Below are 17,498 nucleotides of genomic sequence, written 5' to 3' on the forward strand. Positions count from 1 at the left end.
TCGATCGACATTAAAACCCGGACGGCATTGCGACTGGTGACTAAACCATAAATTCCGATACAAAATAAAGCCGCCGCTAATAACAAATAATACTCTAACTGAATCTGCATGATACCTCTTTTTTTGGTCTTATTTAGGGGCGGTTAATTCTCTAGGTCGTTCGGGTAATGTTAAAGCTGTGGCCGTAGGTTCTTCAGCTTTTAGGGTAGGGATAAGGTCACGACGAGCTAAAATAATTGCTCCGACCATGGCCATTAATAATAGCACGGAAGCTAATTCAAAGGGTAGCAGGAAATCACTAAAGAAATGCTTACCGATTTCTACTAAAGTATTAGTTACTACGGCGGGAGAAGTGCTAGAAATTGACCAAGGTGTGATTAAAACCATGGTTGATAACAGCACAAATAAACCAACACAAACTAAAGCAGTAGATGCCTTACGAATCCAACGTTTAGGAATATCAGAAAAGTCCTCTTGCTTGTTAACAAGCATAATGGCAAAGAGAATTAAAACGTTAATTGCACCCACATAAATTAGAATTTGTGCCGCCGCTACAAAATCAGCATTTAGTAAGAGATATAAACCAGAAATGCTGATAAAAACACCGCCCAATAAAAAGGCGGAATAAACGATATTAGATAATAGTACCACGCCTAAAGCTGTCCCGATTACTAGGGCTGCTAAAATGCCAAAAGATACTATTTGAACGCCCTCGGCTAAATTCACAGTAGTTTCATCTCCTTTTATGTTTGAGAGTTATTAATTATTAGTTATCAGCTTCTGAAGGCTGACGGCTGACGGCTGATAGCTAACTGCTAATTAATCGGTAATTTCTTCTGGACGTTTACCGGCGCGTTGACTACCGGCGGGTAAATCGTGGGGTTCGATGACACCTTTAGGCAGATAACCTAATTCCCTCAGAGGTGTTACCATCGGATCTTGGGTGACTTTGTAGGGTAAACGGCCTAGGGCGACGTTATCATAGTTTAATTCATGACGATCATAGGTCGCTAGTTCGTATTCTTCGGTCATCGATAGGCAATTAGTCGGACAGTATTCCACACAATTGCCACAGAAAATACAGACCCCAAAATCGATACTGTAGTGTTTGAGTTCTTTCTTTTTAATTTCCTTGTTAAAAGTCCAATCCACTACTGGTAAATTAATCGGACAAACTCGCACACAAACTTCACAGGCGATACATTTATCGAACTCAAAGTGAATTCTACCCCGATAACGTTCCGAGGGAATTAACTTTTCGTAGGGATATTGGACGGTAATCGGACGACGACGCATATGATCGAAGGTAACGGATAAACCTTCGCCGATGTATTTCGCCGCTTGAATGCTACCTTTGGCGTAATCGCTGACTTGTTTGAGAATGTTAAACATGATGGTCAGAGGGGTAGTAGGTTAACAGGGCAAAAACGGGAATTAACCGCCAAAAGCAAAGGGAAAAGCTAGTTTTAGGGCGGCGGTAAGTAGTAGGTTAACTAAAGATACCGGTAAGAGGAATTTCCAGCCTAAATCGAGTAATTGGTCAATGCGAACCCGGGGTACAGTCCAACGCAAGAGAATAGCGATGAAGATGAGAAAATAGGCTTTTAATACCGTCATCGTAATCCCTAGGGAAGCGGTGATAATTTGTAGCCAAGGATTGGTTTCACTAACTCCCAACCAGCCGGCCAAAGCATTGACGGGGATAGGAAATTCCCAACCACCAAGATAGAGGACCGCGAAAACTAGGGCCGACAGCACGAGGTTAACGTAGGAACCCACATAAAAAAGAGCGAATTTCATCCCCGCGTATTCGGTTTGATAACCGGCGACTAATTCCTCCTCCGCTTCCGGTAAATCGAAAGGCAGACGTTCACACTCAGCTAAAGCGGCAATCCAGAAAATCAGAAAACCCACCGGTTGGCGCCAGATATTCCAGCCTAAAATGCCATAACCAGATTGTTGTTCGACAATATCAATGGTACTGAGACTATTAGACATCATCACAATCGCTAATACCGATAAAGCCAAGGGAATTTCATAACTAATCGATTGCGCCGCGGCCCGCAGGCCTCCCAGCAAGGAATACTTATTATTCGAGGCATAACCCGCCATTAATAAACCAATGGGGGCAATACTGGACAAGGAAATCCATAAAAAGATCCCCACGTTTAGGTCGGTAATCAGCAGATTTTGACCGAAGGGGACGATGAGATAGGAGACAAACACCGGCATCACCACCAAAATCGGCCCGAAGAGGAATAACCAAGGGTCAGCCTTAGCGGGGACGACATCTTCTTTAAAGACTAATTTCAGACCGTCGGCGACTGGTTGTAAAACGCCTAAGGGTCCTGCGTATTCGGGCCCGATACGCTGTTGGACGGCGGCGGAAATTTTCCTTTCTAACCAGACGCACACTAAAACCCCCACTGTGGCGGCAATAATCATCAGGAACATGGGTAAAGGCATCCAAATCGCTTTAGCCAGTCCTCCACTTAATCCCAAGTCTGTTAGGGATTTAATGAAACTTTCTTGTAAATCTATGCCTTGATTCATATTTGGCGATCGCTGTACTGTCAATAGTTCGGCATGGTCTGAAGATTTTTAAGCAAATCTTATAGCCTAGTATACAGTTAGTCGGTCTGAGGGTTATCAGTAAAGTGACAAAGGCTTCAACTCATTAGCAGCCAAGAGAGTCAAGCAATCTTGATTCCCCGTCCGAGAATAGGTATTAGTCAATAGTTAGACTCTGAATCTATCAATGTTCCCAGCTGTTTCTTAGCGCCGACAACCTCAGCTAGTTACCAATTATTCACAGGAAAAAAATACAGCTAAGTTTTACCCACTGTTAAAACCCAGTTATCGAGCGTTTTTCGCCACTCCCCGCTATTTAGTCTGATAAGCCGCCTGTAGATCCCGAATCGAAAACAAAGCTTGAAACTTTATTCCCTGAGATTGGTAAAATTCCGCGCCTCCTTGCTCTCTATCCACCAAAGCAATGATTAAATCTACTTGATAACCCGCATTGCGTAATCTTTCTACCGCTACCATGGCACTTTTCCCCGTTGTCACCACATCTTCGAGGACAACCACCGCGGCACCGGGGTTTAAAGTCGGCCCCTCGATATAAGCCATAGTACCGTGACCTTTTGCCTCTTTACGGACGATTAAAGCTGGAATCGGGCGATTTTCGTAGGCAGATACCACAATAACGGCACTGACAATCGGATCCGCCCCTAGGGTTAATCCTGCCACCGCTTGGGTATCTGGAGGCAGTAGGGACAGCAATAAACGCCCCACGGCTAAAGCTCCCTCAGCATTGAGGGTAACTTGTTTACCGTTGATATAGTAGCTGCTTTTTTGTCCTGAAGACAGGGTGAAATCCCCCTCTCCATAGGCAAGACGGACAAGAGCATCGAGGAGAAATTGACGCAGGGAAGCAGTGTCGAGATTCGCTACCGAGGAATTAGCCATATTTTCAGGATTGGGAGCCTGACTGACTCCAAAATTTCGGTTACAATTAAGCCAAAAGTCATTATATATTGACTCGATCGCTAGTATTGATTTCTTTCTCATCCCATTGAAGCAATTTTTTAATTAACCCTATCCCTGTGAGGAGATTTTTACCCATGCGCGCTAAGTTTTTACTTCCTTCCCTGTTTTGTTTAACCGGTTTAGTCTGGTTGAGTTCGCCTATTGCGATCGCCGAAACTCCACCCGCCACCAATCCCCCACCGGTAAAAACCCAACAATTGCAAATTGTCCCCTCTCCTGATACGGCGGTAGGATTTAATAATATCCCTGGTTTGTTTAACCGCGCTGTTAATAACAATACGGGTCGTTTCTACGACTACACCAACATTTTAGGACAGTTAAACTCTCTTTTTGGTTGGCGTACTTTTATGCAAGGTTCCTATTTCGATAATCTGATTACTCGGGATGCCAAATTAACCGAAACTTTATACTATGATGTTATGCAACAGCAACAGTCTGGACCTTTAATTCGCACCCAAGATTTACCCAATCCCTTCGATACTTCCCTACAGGAAAATCCCAGTTATTTAAGTCCAGGCGGATTTTAATCCACCTGAGAAGCTAAACTCTCACCCATTTGGCAATATCAAGGGTGTTGTCATAACGATAGCTCATGCCATCATTGGCAACAATCGTTTGACCTCGACGGGCTTTGTTTTTGATGGTACTTAAGCTATAATTGGTCAGTTTTTGCATTTCTTGATGGGTAAAATTGTCTTGATTGTTTATTTCAGAGACAATTTCTATCGTTTCATCAACGGTTTGCTCATTGTTAGAATGAGTTGCAATCGCTGTTGATGGATGATAGTCTGCCATTCTCATTAAACGCCAAGTAGAATCCTCGGAAAGTTCCAAAACCCTTTGATGGTAGTTAAACAAACTTTCTCGATGTCCGACACTAATAAAGGTCTTTCCAGTTTGTTGTAACTGTTTATATAAATGATCTTCATTTTTTAAATCTAAAGCACTGGTGGCTTCATCTAAAATCACAAAATCTGGCTGATTAACGAATAGTCGCGCAAAGGCTAGACGTTGTTGTTCTCCTAAAGATAAAATATTTTCCCAATCCACTTCCTCATCAAAATTTTTGATGCGATTAAGAACATCTTGTAGGTTAACTTCTTGTAAGATTTCTTTTAATTGGGATTCACTCATCTCCGTTGTCGTTTGAGGATAAATTAGCTGTTCACGCAGGTTTCCCAAAATGATGTAAGGACGTTGGGGTAAAAATAATAAATCGTCGAGGGGAGGTCGCATCAAATGACCTGTACCCGTATTCCATAACCCAGAAATAGCGCGTAAAAGAGAACTTTTTCCTCGACCACTTGGCCCAACAATTAATAAACCTTCCCCTGGTTCAACGGACAGGGATAAATGTTCGACAATCACTTTAGCGGCATCGGGAGTTTGTAAGGTGACATCCTCAAAAGCTAGATTGTTATCTTCAATGACTTGAATGGTATTAACTGGGTTGGTTTGTTCGCTTACACCCTCTAAAGCTTGGTAAAACTCTTCTAAACGTTCAATATAATTAATAAACTCACCGGAGCGTCCAAATTCATCGACTAACACGGATAAAGCTGTGGAAAAGAAATAGCAACAATAGCTGGCTTGGTTAACTTGTCCAAACTCAATTCTCCCACTAATATATAATGGGGAAACAATTAAGAAGGGGAAGATTTGAACAATGGATTGATAGCCGCGGTTAAAAAATTCCTGGGTTCTTTCCCAATTAATTCTTTCAATCATGATTTTAATCACCTGATTGAACTTTCTTTGAATAATATTTAACTCTTTTTCTTCCCCTCTAAAAAATGCAATTGATTCAGCGTGAGTCCGAACATGAGTAATGGCGTATTTATAGGTTCCTTCGATTTCTAATTGTTGTTTATTGACTTTATTTAATTGTTGAGTAATATAGGTGGCAAGAATATTTCCAATAATCGTATAAACCAGAAGCACAATAGAAATGGTTTTAGAAATTGACCAAAGGATGACAATAAAAACCAGCATCTCCATAACTTTTTCAACACAGGTTGTTAAAAAGTCCATCGTTGTTCTGGCAATGGGTTGAATTTCTTGGGATAAACGTTGATCTGGATTTTCAATATCCCCTTTAAAATTAATTTGATAATAAGCACGATTTTTAAAATATTTTTGCAAGATACTACTATTGATCCATTGATACCAATCCAGCGCAATTAGTTTTTTAAGAAACCTAGACAATCCTGTGAAAAAAGTCATACTGCCTAGGGTAATCCCATAAATAATGACAAAATGAGTTAATTTTTCTGCATCCCTAGCTTCTGTGAAGGTAATTAAGTCTCTAAAAACAAAACTATTAAACGCATTAAGACCTACTACTCCCACTAATAATAAAAACAATAAAACGAGCATTCCCCAGGAACGAATAATCTGCGAAAAAGCTCTATCCTGGTGTTCTTTCGGATACCAATAAACTTGAATAAATCTTAAAAATTCTTGAAGAGATTGATTGAAAGTTCGGGTATCTTCTTTGAGATTTATACTATCTGAGGTTTTTTCTGCAACATTCATAGGATTCTCCTTGATCTAAAATGGTGACATTATAACTTTGAATGTCTATCTCTTGAGTTAGACATTAATTCAGCATACCATAAAAATCTGCATTGTTATCAGAAATTATATTATTACTATTTTCTGGATTTTCTACAGATCAGGAATGAATATTAACCGAATTGAATCAGATTCATAATCGTTTGATAATTTTGGCAGGATTACCTGCAACGATTGTAAAAGGTTCTACATCTTTTGTTACAACAGAACCTGCTCCAATAATTGCCCCTTTCCCAATCGTAACCCCTTTAAGAATCGCAACATTAAATCCAATCCAAACATGATCTTCTATCACCACGGGTGCAGATTGTATATCAACATCCTCAGCATCCTTAATCAGATTATTCAAAATGAGTACTTCCATAAATTCTTTCTGTCTTAAAACATAATTTAATGAATGAGCATCGGTATCATAAATACTGACATCATCGGAAATTATAACTTCGTTTCCAATTTTGATAGAAGTAGCTGATCTAATTCGAGTTCCTTCACCAATATAACAATTTCTCCCTATTTCTATTTTTCCACCATAAGGAAATATAGCTAATTCTCCGATAATTACTGTATTCTCTCCAATTTGAATTAGAGTTTTATCCTCCCTATAGTTTATACACTTTCCGATAAATTTGACGGAACTGTGAAATGTAGCATTGTCGGAAAGTTTTTTATGTTTTTCGATCCGTTCTTGTTCTTCTAAAAATTTTGAAATTAATAAATATAATTTATGTTTTAAGTTAAACATAAGATTGAACTCGTGGAATTCATGATCTGGATTTTTGAATTTAGAGGTGTGATAAAATCGACATTTATTGTGTTAAAAACCCACTTTTAGTAAAATATTCAAAATATTTTTTTAACAATTTGTGATCAATCGGGGGAAAATTAAAGGCCGTACCCTTTAACCCCATTACCGTATTTTGAGCATCAAACTGGGGGGGATAACCTGCGGATAAATTTTCATCTGAAAAGTTATCTAACACCGGAGATAAAGCATTATCTGTATTAATTTTACATTGTTCTGTTAAATGTGATCGCCATTTTTCAAAAGAAACCAACTGCAACGGATAACCCATTTCCCGAACACAATCAAATAAGTCACGATTTAAGGTTGGGTGAGAATTCAACAAATGAAATGCTTTCCCTAAAGAGCTTTCTTGACTGGCTAAATGTATAATTGCACCACTCACATAATCCACAGGAGTGAGGTCTTCTGTACTATCGCCAAAATCAGGAATCATTCCTAATTGAATACAGCCTTTAATCATACGACAAAACAAATCTTCTCTATTACAAATTCCAGTTTTACTATGTCCAATAATTCGAGATGCTCTGAAAATTGTCATCGGAAGTCCCCGTTTTCCAGCTTCCATGATTAATTTTTCAGCGACCCATTTACTTTGAGTATAACCGGCATTGAGTCCATGATTTATACCCAGGGGATCAGATTCTTGAATTAAGTTTCCTTGAGCATAACTGGGGGAAAAAACAGAAATCGTCGAGACAAAATGGACAGGTTTGGTTTTAATTAAGCAGGCTAATCTCAAGATTTCTGCTGTTCCTAAAACATTAGTGGGTTTCAGTATTGAATAGGGATAAATTGCATTAACCCAAGCTCCATTATGATAAATCACATCAATTTGATTGGCTAATTCCAGAAAATCAGGTTCACACATTCCTAAACGTTTTTGGGATAAATCACCAATAACAGGAATAATACGAGAGCTTTTCTGTTCATCCCATAATTGAAAGGTTTTTAATTTCTGGTAAATTTTCGCTTGAGCTTGTTCTAAACTTTTGTCTCGAATTAAACAATGAATATTAGCTTCTGTTTTGTCCAACAATTCAGCTAATAAATGAATTCCGAGAAAACCCGTAGCTCCTGTTAGCAAAATATCAGCAGGTTTTTGAGGAAAGGGAGCCACAAGATTCGGCGGTTGAATGGAGGGGTCTAAGGTAATTTCGACTTGCCAATCTGGGATTTGATTGCTCTCAATTTCATCAGATAAATTCAAGTCTAAATTAGAGGATAATCCTGCTACCGTCGGTTCTGCAAAGAGATAGTTTAAAGGAATATTAATAGCTAATTGTTCTCGCAGTCGAGAAATCACTTGGGCAGCTTTTAAAGAATGGCCACCTAAGTCAAAGAAATTATCGAAAATACTAACTTGCTTTAACCCTAAAACATCTTGCCAAATCTCAGCAACAATTTTTTCCGTAGCTGTTCGGGGTGTAATCATCGTTTTTTGCTCCCGAATTTCGGTGGGTGCGGGTAAAGCGTTACGATCAATTTTCCCACTGCTCATTAAGGGCAATTCTTGAAGCTGTACAAAGAAAGCTGGAATCATATAATCTGGTAATTTCTGTTTAAGAAAACTCCGCAATTTTGCAGGATCAATGGATGGATATTTTGGCACAATATAAGCCACTAATTGTTTATTATTTGTTTGATCTTCTCGAACAATTACCGCCGTCGCTCGGACATCTGGGTATTCAGTTAATACGGCTTCAATTTCGCCAATTTCAATACGAAACCCTCGAATTTTGACTTGATTATCAATGCGTCCTAAAAACTCTATATTTCCATCGGGTAAATAACGAGCTAAATCTCCAGTTTTATAGAAACGTTGATATTCTGATGAATTAAAAGCATGAGTAATAAATTTTTCACGGGTTAAATCATCGCGATTGAGATAACCTTTGGCCAAACCTAAACCTCCAATTAACAGTTCTCCTGGTATTCCAATGGGGACTTGTTGCAAATAGGGATCACAAATATAAACCTGTGTATTTGTAATCGGTTTACCAATGGCAACAGAATGAATTTGAGCAATTTTATGACTGAAATTGGGATTAAAAACTGTGCTGGTTATCGTCGCTTCTGTCGGACCATAAGCATTCAACCAAGTGATATCTTCTCGTTGACTATTTGATAGTATTTTTTGCCATAATATTAATCGCTCTGGTAATACTTCTTCACTTCCTGTAATCACTAAGCGTAGGGTTTCAGGTAAGGTTATTAAAGTTTGAGATAAATCTAATACCCATTCATGCCAATAAGTAGCCGGAAGATTAATGACTGTTAAACACTTTTGCTGAATAAATTGAGTAAAATCAGCTAAAGAAGGGAACATTAATGCAGGACGCATAACTAAAGTTGCACCCGTTAAAAAAGTTGGATAAATTTCTTCAGCAGCTACATCAAAGGTAAAAGAAGCAAATTGTAAAATTCGATCACGATTTGTTAAATCATAGAATTTAATGATTCCTAAACTATGATTAACTAAACTTTGATGTTCAATCATAACCCCTTTAGGAGTGCCTGTTGAACCAGAGGTATAAATAATATAAGCTAAATTATTTGGCTGAATAGGGTTAACTAAATTGTTTTGGCTTTGACTAATAATTAAGTTTTCTTCAGTATCCAGACAAACCACTTCTGCTTGATGATCACGGAATAAATTAACCAAGGTATTTTGAGTAATTAATACCGAGACTTGAGCATCATTTAAGATATAGTTTAAACGCTCTTGGGGATAATTGGGAGCTAGAACAAGATAAGCAGCACCAGTTTTAAGAATTGCCAAAAAACTGATAATAATAGATACAGATTGTTCTAAACAAATTCCCACTAACGATTCAACTTTAACCCCCTTAGATTGGAGATAATGAGCTAATTGATTGGCACGATGATTTAAGTCTTGATAGGTGATTTTTTCCCTGCCCCATTCTATTGCGATCGCAGTTGGAGTTTTTAAAACTTGATGTTCAAATAATTCATGAATACAAACCTTTGGATTTTCAGCAATATTAGTCTGATTCCATTGAGCTAATAACTTTTGTTCTGATAAAGGTAAAATAGGTAATAATTCAATCGATTGTTCAGGATTAATGGCAATTCCTTCTAATAAAGTTTTAAAGTGGGTAATCATGCGCTCAATTGTGTCTTGATTAAACAACGCGCAATTATAATCAAACGAGCCAACTAAACCCTCAGTCGTTTCTTGCATGGCTAAGGTTAAATCAAATTGAGCAATTAAAGCATTCATCGTGACGGGAGTTAATTTTAAATCCGCCATCGAAAAATGATTAATGTGCAGCATATCTTCCCAAGAAAACATCACTTGGAATAAAGGACTATAACTTATGTTTCGTTGAGGATTTACCGCTTCTACCACCTTCTCTAAGGGTAAATCTTGGTGTTCATAAGCTTCTAAAACTACTTGTTTGACTTGATTTAATAAAGCTTTAAACGAGAGATTTTCTTTAAACTGAGTCCGAATGGGTAAGGTATTAATAAAGCAACCAATTAAGGGTTCAATTTCAGGAAATTGTCGATTTCCACTGGGAATTCCAATCACGATATCTTCTTGACGGCTATAACGATATAATAAAATATTAAAAGCCGTTAACAGCGTCATATTCAAAGTAGCGGTTGACGTTTGGCTAATATTTTTCAGGTTTTGGCTTAATTCTGGACTTATTTTAAATGTACAATTATTGCCTTTAAACGTTTGTATGGGAGGACGAGGATGATCAGTGGGAATTTCCAATAAGGGTGGAATTCCCGTTAATTTTTGTTGCCAATAATTAACTTCCTGGGTGAGTTTATCTCCTTGTAACTGTTGTCTTTGCCAAACGGCAAAATCACCATATTGAATAGGCAAATCGGGTAAAGGATTAGATTGTTTTTGTAAAAAAGCTTGATATAAACTAGAAAGTTCTTCGAGTAAAACTTTCATTGACCAGCCATCAAAAATAGAATGGTGTAAACTCAAAAACAAAAGATAAGAATCAGCTTTTAATTTAACCAAAAAAGTCCGCATTAAGGGAGCTTTGGTTAAGTCAAAGGGAGTATAAATTTCTTGTTCGGTTAATCGCTCTAATTCTTGGGTTTGTTCCGCATAAGATAAAGACTGTAAATCCAGCAAGGTAAAATTTAAATGAATTTTAGGGTTAATAATTTGTCTGGGAATTTCGTCAACTTCTTGAAAACAGGTCTGCAACACTTCATGACGTTGCTTAATAGTTTCCAAAGCTTTTCTAAAGATATCAATATCTAAATTGCCTTCAATTTGAAAGCGAAACGGCATATTATAGGTATAGCCTTGAGCTTCTAATTGGTACAAAAACCAAAGTCGTTCTTGGGAAAAAGAAAGCGGTACAAGTTGAGACGGATTTCTAGTCGGTATTGTATTCGTTTTTAAACCGATTCCTTTTTTTTGTAGTAATAGCTTCAGTAATTTTTGTTTGTCTTGAGAATTATCGTTCATTTTTGACATGAGTTAATAGGATTTATTTAATTTAGTGATTTTAGGTTGGTTTCATGGATACAAATCAACCTAAAAATTGTTTAATTATTGATGCTAAATAGCGGTATAACCTCCATCTACCATTAAAATTGCTCCAGTTACATAAGAGGAAGCTTCGGATGCTAAAAACACGACAGGACCAATTAACTCTTCTAAATCTCCAGTTCGTTTCATGGGAATTCTAGTATATAATTCGTCCATTTCATCGGAAGTTGAACGTAAACCTTCTGTTCCTTCCATCATATTATTCATATAGCCCGGTGCAAAAGCATTGACTCGAATTTTGTGACTAGCTAATTCGACCGCTAGGGATTTTACTAATTGATTGACACCACCTTTTGCGGCGCTATATGCTCCTGAAGATTTGGGAACAGCAACGAAAGCACAGATAGAAGAATTCATAATAATTGAACCTGCTGTTCCTTGTTTGATCATTTGTTTGGTTGCGAGTTGAGCGCAATTAAAATAACCTTTTAAGTCAACATTAATAACCTGATCCCATTCAAATTCCTCTAATTCATCAGTGTTTTTGAGAATTTCAACTCCTGCATTACAGACCATAATATCGAGTTGACCATAATGAGCAACCGCCTGGTTAATTAAATTCTGACAAGCTTGACGTTGACGAACATCGGTCTCAATTGCCATGGCTTCGCCTCCTGCTTCTTGAATCAGTTGAACCGTTTGTTCAGCACCAACTTGATTAATATCACCAATTACCACCTTAGCTCCAGCTTGTGCTAATCCTTGGGCTAATACCCGACCAATTCCTCGGGCAGCACCCGTGATAATTGCAACTTTACCTGTTAAATCAAAGAGATGATTTGTCATTTTTTTCCTTCAGTTTAAATCAATGTCCACTATAGAAAGTTTAATTCATTTAGGTTCAGCTTTGAGATAATAAAGCTTGAACTTCTTCTGGTGAAAGTCTAGAAATTTCTTGAACCGTTACGGCAATTTCATTTAGTAACCCTTCATTCCCCACTAATTCAACCATGACTTGAGTTAATTGGCTGATGGTTGAGTGATTAAAAAGTTGACGCACAGAAATTTCAATTTCTAAGGTTTGACGGATTTTACTAATCAGTTGAATCGCTTTTAAAGAATGCCCACCTAACAGAAAGAAATCGTCTTCAATCCCAACTCGTTCGACTTCTAAAATTTCTGCCCAAATTACCGCTAAAACTTCTTCAATTGCAGTTCGAGGAGCGACATAATTTTGAGTTAACGATAAGGGGTTTTTATCGGGTATTGGTAAGACTTTTCGATCAACTTTACCGTTAGGACTGAGTTGAAAAGATTCCATCACCACAAAAGCAGAGGGAATCATATAATCGGGTAGCCAGTTTTCAAGAAAATGACGTAATTCAACTTGGTTTACGGTTTCACCTGGACGGGGAATAAAATAAGCGGCTAAATATTTTTCTCTGGCGGTTTCTCCCTGAACTGTAGCAATGGCTTGGGCAATTTGAGGATGTTGATTTAAAATAGTTTCTACTTCCCCTAATTCAATTCTATAACCTCTAACTTTCACCACATCATCAATTCTTCCTAAATATTCAATGTCTCCATTGGGTAAATAACGAGCTAAATCTCCAGTTTTATACAGCAATGAATTATCGCTAAAGGGATTAGCAATAAATTTTTCTTTGGTTAATTGGGGATTGTTGAAATAACCCCGCGCTAAACCGCCACCCGCAACATATAACTCGCCAGTGACTCCGATGGGTACAGGTTGAAGATGGGAATTTAAAATATAAACTTGCACATTAATCGCGGGTTTACCAATGGGAATATACTTCGGCCAAAGCTCAGGATTAGGGTCAAAGGTATAACTGGTAACGATATCCGCTTCTGTGGGTCCATAATAATTGTAAAGGGTACAATGTTCGAGTTTTTTGAATACAGAAATCATCGTTGGAGTAATTTGTAATTGCTCTCCAGCTGAAATAATTTCACGCAAGTTAGCAAATAAGTAGGTTTCCTCACTATAGGTTTCAATTAATTGTTGTAACAAAGTAACGGGCAAAATCGCTTTATGAATAGGGTTATTTGCCAATAATTGACTTATTTTAGCAAGGTCTAAGCGGGCATCTTCTGGAACAATAAATAAGCTTCCCCCTAAACACCAGGCTGCAAACATTTCGTGATAGCTAACATCGAAATTGAAGGGAGCAAATTGTAAGAAATTTCTCTCCGGTGACATTTTCGCCTGATGATGCTCAATAATATTGGTTAAGGATTGATGCAGGATCATAATCCCTTTTGGCACACCCGTAGAGCCTGAACTATAAATAATATAGGCCAAATCCTTTAAACTCACGGGGTTGTCAAGATTAGTCTTGGGTTCTAAGGCAATTTCTGACCCTTGTTCATCCAATAAAATCCGTTGAGAAATGGTTTCACTGTTTAAGAGGGATTGACAATCTTTTTGGGTTAATAAGGTTTTGATTTGGGTGTCTTGCAGGATGTAAGAAAGTCTTTCTTGAGGATAGGTTGTATCTAGGGGAACACAAACACAGCCTACTTTTAACACTGCTAAAACGGCAATTACCATATTAAGAGATCGTTCTAAACAAATCCCGACCAAAGATTGAGAACTCACCCCAATTTTTTGTAAATAATGGGCGAGTTGATTGGCAGACTCATTGAGTTCTTGATAGGTTAATTGTTGCTCTTGAAAAACAACGGCGATGGCTGAAGGGGTTTTGAGGGTTTGTTGTTCAAATAATTCATGAACGCAGTGTTTAAGAGGCTTTTGGGGTGCAGTTTGATTCCATTCAATTAATAATAATTGACGTTCAGCTTCCGTTAATAAAGGTAAGTCTTGAATCCGACGATGGGGATTAATAGCGATTCCTTCTAATAAGGTTTTAAAATGACCTAATATCCTTTCAATGGTGTCATTTTCAAATCGTTCTTGAGGATAAATAATTTTAATACTTAAGGCTTCTCCAGGGGTGACAATAACCGTTAAGGGATAATCAGCATTGCCATAATCTTGCATTTCACCGACTTGTAAACCGCCTAAATTCTGACTATCATTGTCGCTAAAGGGTAAATTTTCAAAGACAACAAAACTTTCAAAAACTGAATGAGGGGCTGGAATTTCACTCCATTTTTGAATATCAATTAGAGAACTATAACTATATTGCTCTCGTTCTAAATGCTCTTGTTGTAATTGTTGAAACCAAGTTAATAATTCAAGTTGAGACTCAATTTGGATGCGAACGGGTAAGGTATTTAAAAACATCCCCACCATCGATTCAATTCCTGTAAAATTGGGCGGTCGTCCCGAAACGGTTGCCCCAAATACAATATCAGATTCACTACTATAATGATGTAATAATAAAGCCCAAGCTCCTTGAATTAGGGTAGAAAGAGTAAGGCGATATTCTTGGGCGAGTAATTTCAGACGACTGGTAATTTCTGGAGAAAGTTTTGATTTTTGATGAAGATAATTTTTACTTTGAGTAACAAGAGGATTTAACGGTTTATCAACGACTAATGGAGTTGGAGAGGTAAAACCTTGAAGATTTTGTCGCCAAAATCGTTCGGCTTCAGTTTGATCTTGCTGTTGTACCCAATTAATATAGTCTTGGTAAGGGCGGGGTGTCGGTAAATTGACGGGTCGATAGTTGATGAGTCCAGCGTAAAACTCGAAAACTTCTTTCAACAGAATTGCTGTTGCCCAACCATCTAATAAAATATGATGTCCAGTATGGATAAATTCATATTTTTGATCTTCGACTTGAATTAAATGACATCGAAGTAAGGGGACTTTATCTAATTCAAAATATTGCTCTTTATCAGAGGTTAATAATTCCTGCAATTTAGTTTCTTGTTCGGCGGGAGAATGCGCTCGCCAATCATAATTAAACCAAGGCAAGGTGACATTTTTTCTAACCACTTGTAAAGGCTGTTTGGTTTTTTTCCAAGCAAAACAAGTCCGTAAAATACTATGTCTATCTACTACTTTTTGCCAAGCTTGTTGGAACGCATTAATATCTAAATTGCCTTGCAAGGTGATTTGAATTTGTGATAAATACGTCTTTGATTCTGGATTATATAAAGAATGAAACAGCATCCCCTGCTGCATGGGAGAAAGGGGATAAATGGATTCAATATCTTTTTTACTAACCCTAGATTGTTGAGGTGTTACCATTATTTTTCCCAATAGATTAAATAAAAATGTGCGTGAGTTTATTGAATCAAATTTTATTCAATAAATACGATAAACTTAGAACGAATTACCTTTAACGTTGACTAGACCACTTGAGTTTAAATTTGTTAATTTCTTCATCGGTGTAAAAATGACGCACTAATGGTTGATCATAAATTTCTTCTAAATATTCATCACTAAAGGTCAGACTCTTTCTTAAATTATCATAGATGAGATAGTCATCCGCTTCTAAAAAGTCTGCTCGGTCAAGTCGTTCACAATCTAAATTTTCAACACCTAAAAAAGTTTCTAGGGCTTCTTTTAAGCAAGAATCAAGTTTTTCTAATTTTAAGACTAATAAGTCAATATTTCTGTCGGGGAAATTCGCAATCGCATAACCTTTTTCTTTCGGAAAATCAATGGAAGCGATATCAATGCCGAAAACTGGTTGCAATTCTTCTTCAAACCAGTCAAACTGCTTTCCATAAACAAATTTTTGAGACCAAAATTTTTTAATAATTTCATCCATTGTGATTAATCCTTCTTGATATTTTATGAAAAATTCAGGAAAAACAGATTGACAATGAATGACTTGAAAAAACCAAGAAATATTACGGGCGATGGGTTCTCGGACTCCAGTAATAATTTTAATATTTTTTTGATTTTTAATTTCCTCAATGTGTTCGCTTAAATATTTGGTCATACAGGAATGCCCAAAGGTAAAAGCATGATAATGTTTCTCCAGTTGCATTGTTTCCCAAATTTTTGAGAAATGTTCTGAATTCAGATTATGGATATGATAAATAGCTTGATTTTGCAGATGTTTTTTTAGGGTCAAATAGGTACTCATTGAACCGACTTTCCCCATTTGATAAACAAATATGACTGAAGAATTATTGAGAAGTTCTTGTTTTAATTTTCTTTCTGTATTCCACATATTAATCCTATTATTCATATAGGAATACACGGGAAAAAACTGTTTATCTGCGATGGGATAATAGTTAAGAGCTTGGTTTGAGAGTTTAGTTTGTGTGTTCATGATGCTTGTTGATGATGCTGGAGGGTTGAATTTAAAATGCTGACGAGGATAAACCACCATCGATGGGAATAGTAATTCCCGTTATATAACTCGCACATTCTGAAGCTAAAAATACAACGAGATTAGCAAATTCTTCAGTCGTACCAATTCGATTCATGGGAATTGTTTTTAGAATTCCTTCTCGGATTAAATCTGGGGTTGTTCCTTGCTTTTTGGCATAAATTTCTAAATATTCTCGATGTCTAGGGGTATCAATAACGCCGGGGTTAACACTATTAATTAAAACATTATAGGGGGCGGTTTGTCTAGCTACTGATTTGGTAAAATTCATTAAAGCTGCATTGACAACACCCGATTTAACTAAACGAGGAGATGGCTCTTTTCCCGATGTCCCAATGATATTAACAATTCTTCCCCAATGTTGTTTTTTCATAATCGGTAACACTAAATTGGTTAAGCGAATATAACCCATTAATTTTCCTTGAAAAACGTTTAACCAATCTTCATCGGAAAGGTTTTCAATTAAATTATCAGCAAAGTTAGCTCCTTCAGAATTATTTACTAAAATGTCAATTTTGCCATATTGATTTAAAGAGTCCTGTATTAATTGTTCAGAATCTTGAGCTTGATGGACATCAGCCACTAAACGCAGAATTTCTTGGACAGGATAAGCTTGAGCCAGAGATTGATAAGCTTGTTCTAAGCGTTGGGAATTGCGACCACAAATAATTAAGTGACAGCCTTCTTCTGCTAATTTTTCAGCAATGGTAAACCCAATTCCTGCACTACTTCCCGTAATCAAAGCCACTTTATCTTTTAATCCTAAATCCATAAACTTTGTCCTAGCATTTTGAGGTTAAAC

At 37.3% G+C, this 17,498-nt stretch carries 12 protein-coding genes and 1 pseudogene; 1 reads left to right on the forward strand and 12 read right to left on the reverse strand.

Translation table 11 applies throughout. The features are described from left to right. From ndhE to pyrE, 5 genes and pseudogenes are all read right to left on the reverse strand, one after another. A pseudogene (gene ndhE, locus EWV60_RS16595) lies at positions 1-104 on the reverse strand (photosynthetic/respiratory NAD(P)H-quinone oxidoreductase subunit E); the annotation flags it as partial. A 25-nt stretch (positions 105-129) separates the two neighbouring features. Continuing rightward, positions 130-726: an NADH-quinone oxidoreductase subunit J gene (locus EWV60_RS16600; RefSeq protein ID WP_002775036.1), complete on the reverse strand. Its 597-nt coding sequence runs from the start codon at positions 724-726 to the stop codon at positions 130-132. Between the two features lie 93 nt (positions 727-819). After that, positions 820-1,392 (reverse strand): NAD(P)H-quinone oxidoreductase subunit I, encoded by a 573-nt coding sequence (gene ndhI, locus EWV60_RS16605; RefSeq protein WP_002733194.1) that lies wholly within the window; start codon positions 1,390-1,392, stop codon positions 820-822. Positions 1,393-1,434: 42 nt separating this feature from the next. Further along, complete coding sequence (nuoH, locus tag EWV60_RS16610) at positions 1,435-2,553, reverse strand: NADH-quinone oxidoreductase subunit NuoH (RefSeq protein WP_002775034.1); 1,119 nt, start codon at positions 2,551-2,553, stop codon at positions 1,435-1,437. Between the two features lie 330 nt (positions 2,554-2,883). Continuing rightward, positions 2,884-3,573 carry an orotate phosphoribosyltransferase gene (gene pyrE / locus EWV60_RS16615; protein ID WP_287233479.1) on the reverse strand — a complete coding sequence of 230 codons (690 nt, stop codon included), beginning with the start codon at positions 3,571-3,573 and terminating at the stop codon, positions 2,884-2,886. A gap of 53 nt (positions 3,574-3,626) precedes the next feature. On the opposite strand from pyrE, the gene EWV60_RS16620 reads away from it, so the two are divergent. Further along, complete coding sequence (locus EWV60_RS16620; protein WP_149107687.1) at positions 3,627-4,079, forward strand: porin; 453 nt, start codon at positions 3,627-3,629, stop codon at positions 4,077-4,079. A gap of 13 nt (positions 4,080-4,092) precedes the next feature. Here EWV60_RS16620 and EWV60_RS16625 read toward each other — a convergent pair whose 3' ends face one another. The 7 genes from EWV60_RS16625 to EWV60_RS16655 form a co-directional block, all read right to left on the reverse strand. Then, complete coding sequence (locus tag EWV60_RS16625) at positions 4,093-6,087, reverse strand: ABC transporter ATP-binding protein/permease (protein ID WP_287233485.1); 1,995 nt, start codon at positions 6,085-6,087, stop codon at positions 4,093-4,095. 172 nt (positions 6,088-6,259) lie between these two features. Further along, positions 6,260-6,868: an acyltransferase gene (locus tag EWV60_RS16630; protein ID WP_061432414.1), complete on the reverse strand. Its 609-nt coding sequence runs from the start codon at positions 6,866-6,868 to the stop codon at positions 6,260-6,262. 64 nt (positions 6,869-6,932) lie between these two features. After that, positions 6,933-11,405, reverse strand: a complete 4,473-nt coding sequence (locus EWV60_RS16635; protein WP_353734401.1) for a non-ribosomal peptide synthetase family protein — start codon at positions 11,403-11,405, stop codon at positions 6,933-6,935. 84 nt (positions 11,406-11,489) lie between these two features. Further along, positions 11,490-12,266 (reverse strand): SDR family NAD(P)-dependent oxidoreductase, encoded by a 777-nt coding sequence (locus tag EWV60_RS16640; RefSeq protein ID WP_012267917.1) that lies wholly within the window; start codon positions 12,264-12,266, stop codon positions 11,490-11,492. A gap of 55 nt (positions 12,267-12,321) precedes the next feature. Then, the gene (locus EWV60_RS16645) at positions 12,322-15,600 is read right to left on the reverse strand and encodes a non-ribosomal peptide synthetase (RefSeq protein ID WP_287233491.1); all 3,279 of its coding nucleotides are present in this window, start codon (positions 15,598-15,600) and stop codon (positions 12,322-12,324) included. A 91-nt stretch (positions 15,601-15,691) separates the two neighbouring features. Further along, positions 15,692-16,636: a putative capsular polysaccharide synthesis family protein gene (locus EWV60_RS16650; protein ID WP_002794050.1), complete on the reverse strand. Its 945-nt coding sequence runs from the start codon at positions 16,634-16,636 to the stop codon at positions 15,692-15,694. Between the two features lie 31 nt (positions 16,637-16,667). Next, positions 16,668-17,468: an SDR family oxidoreductase gene (locus tag EWV60_RS16655; protein ID WP_002796359.1), complete on the reverse strand. Its 801-nt coding sequence runs from the start codon at positions 17,466-17,468 to the stop codon at positions 16,668-16,670. Positions 17,469-17,498 lie beyond the last annotated feature (30 nt).

It is taken from the genome of Microcystis sp. Msp_OC_L_20101000_S702 (assembly GCF_007095705.1).
Classification (GTDB): Bacteria; Cyanobacteriota; Cyanobacteriia; order Cyanobacteriales; family Microcystaceae; genus Microcystis; species Microcystis ichthyoblabe_A.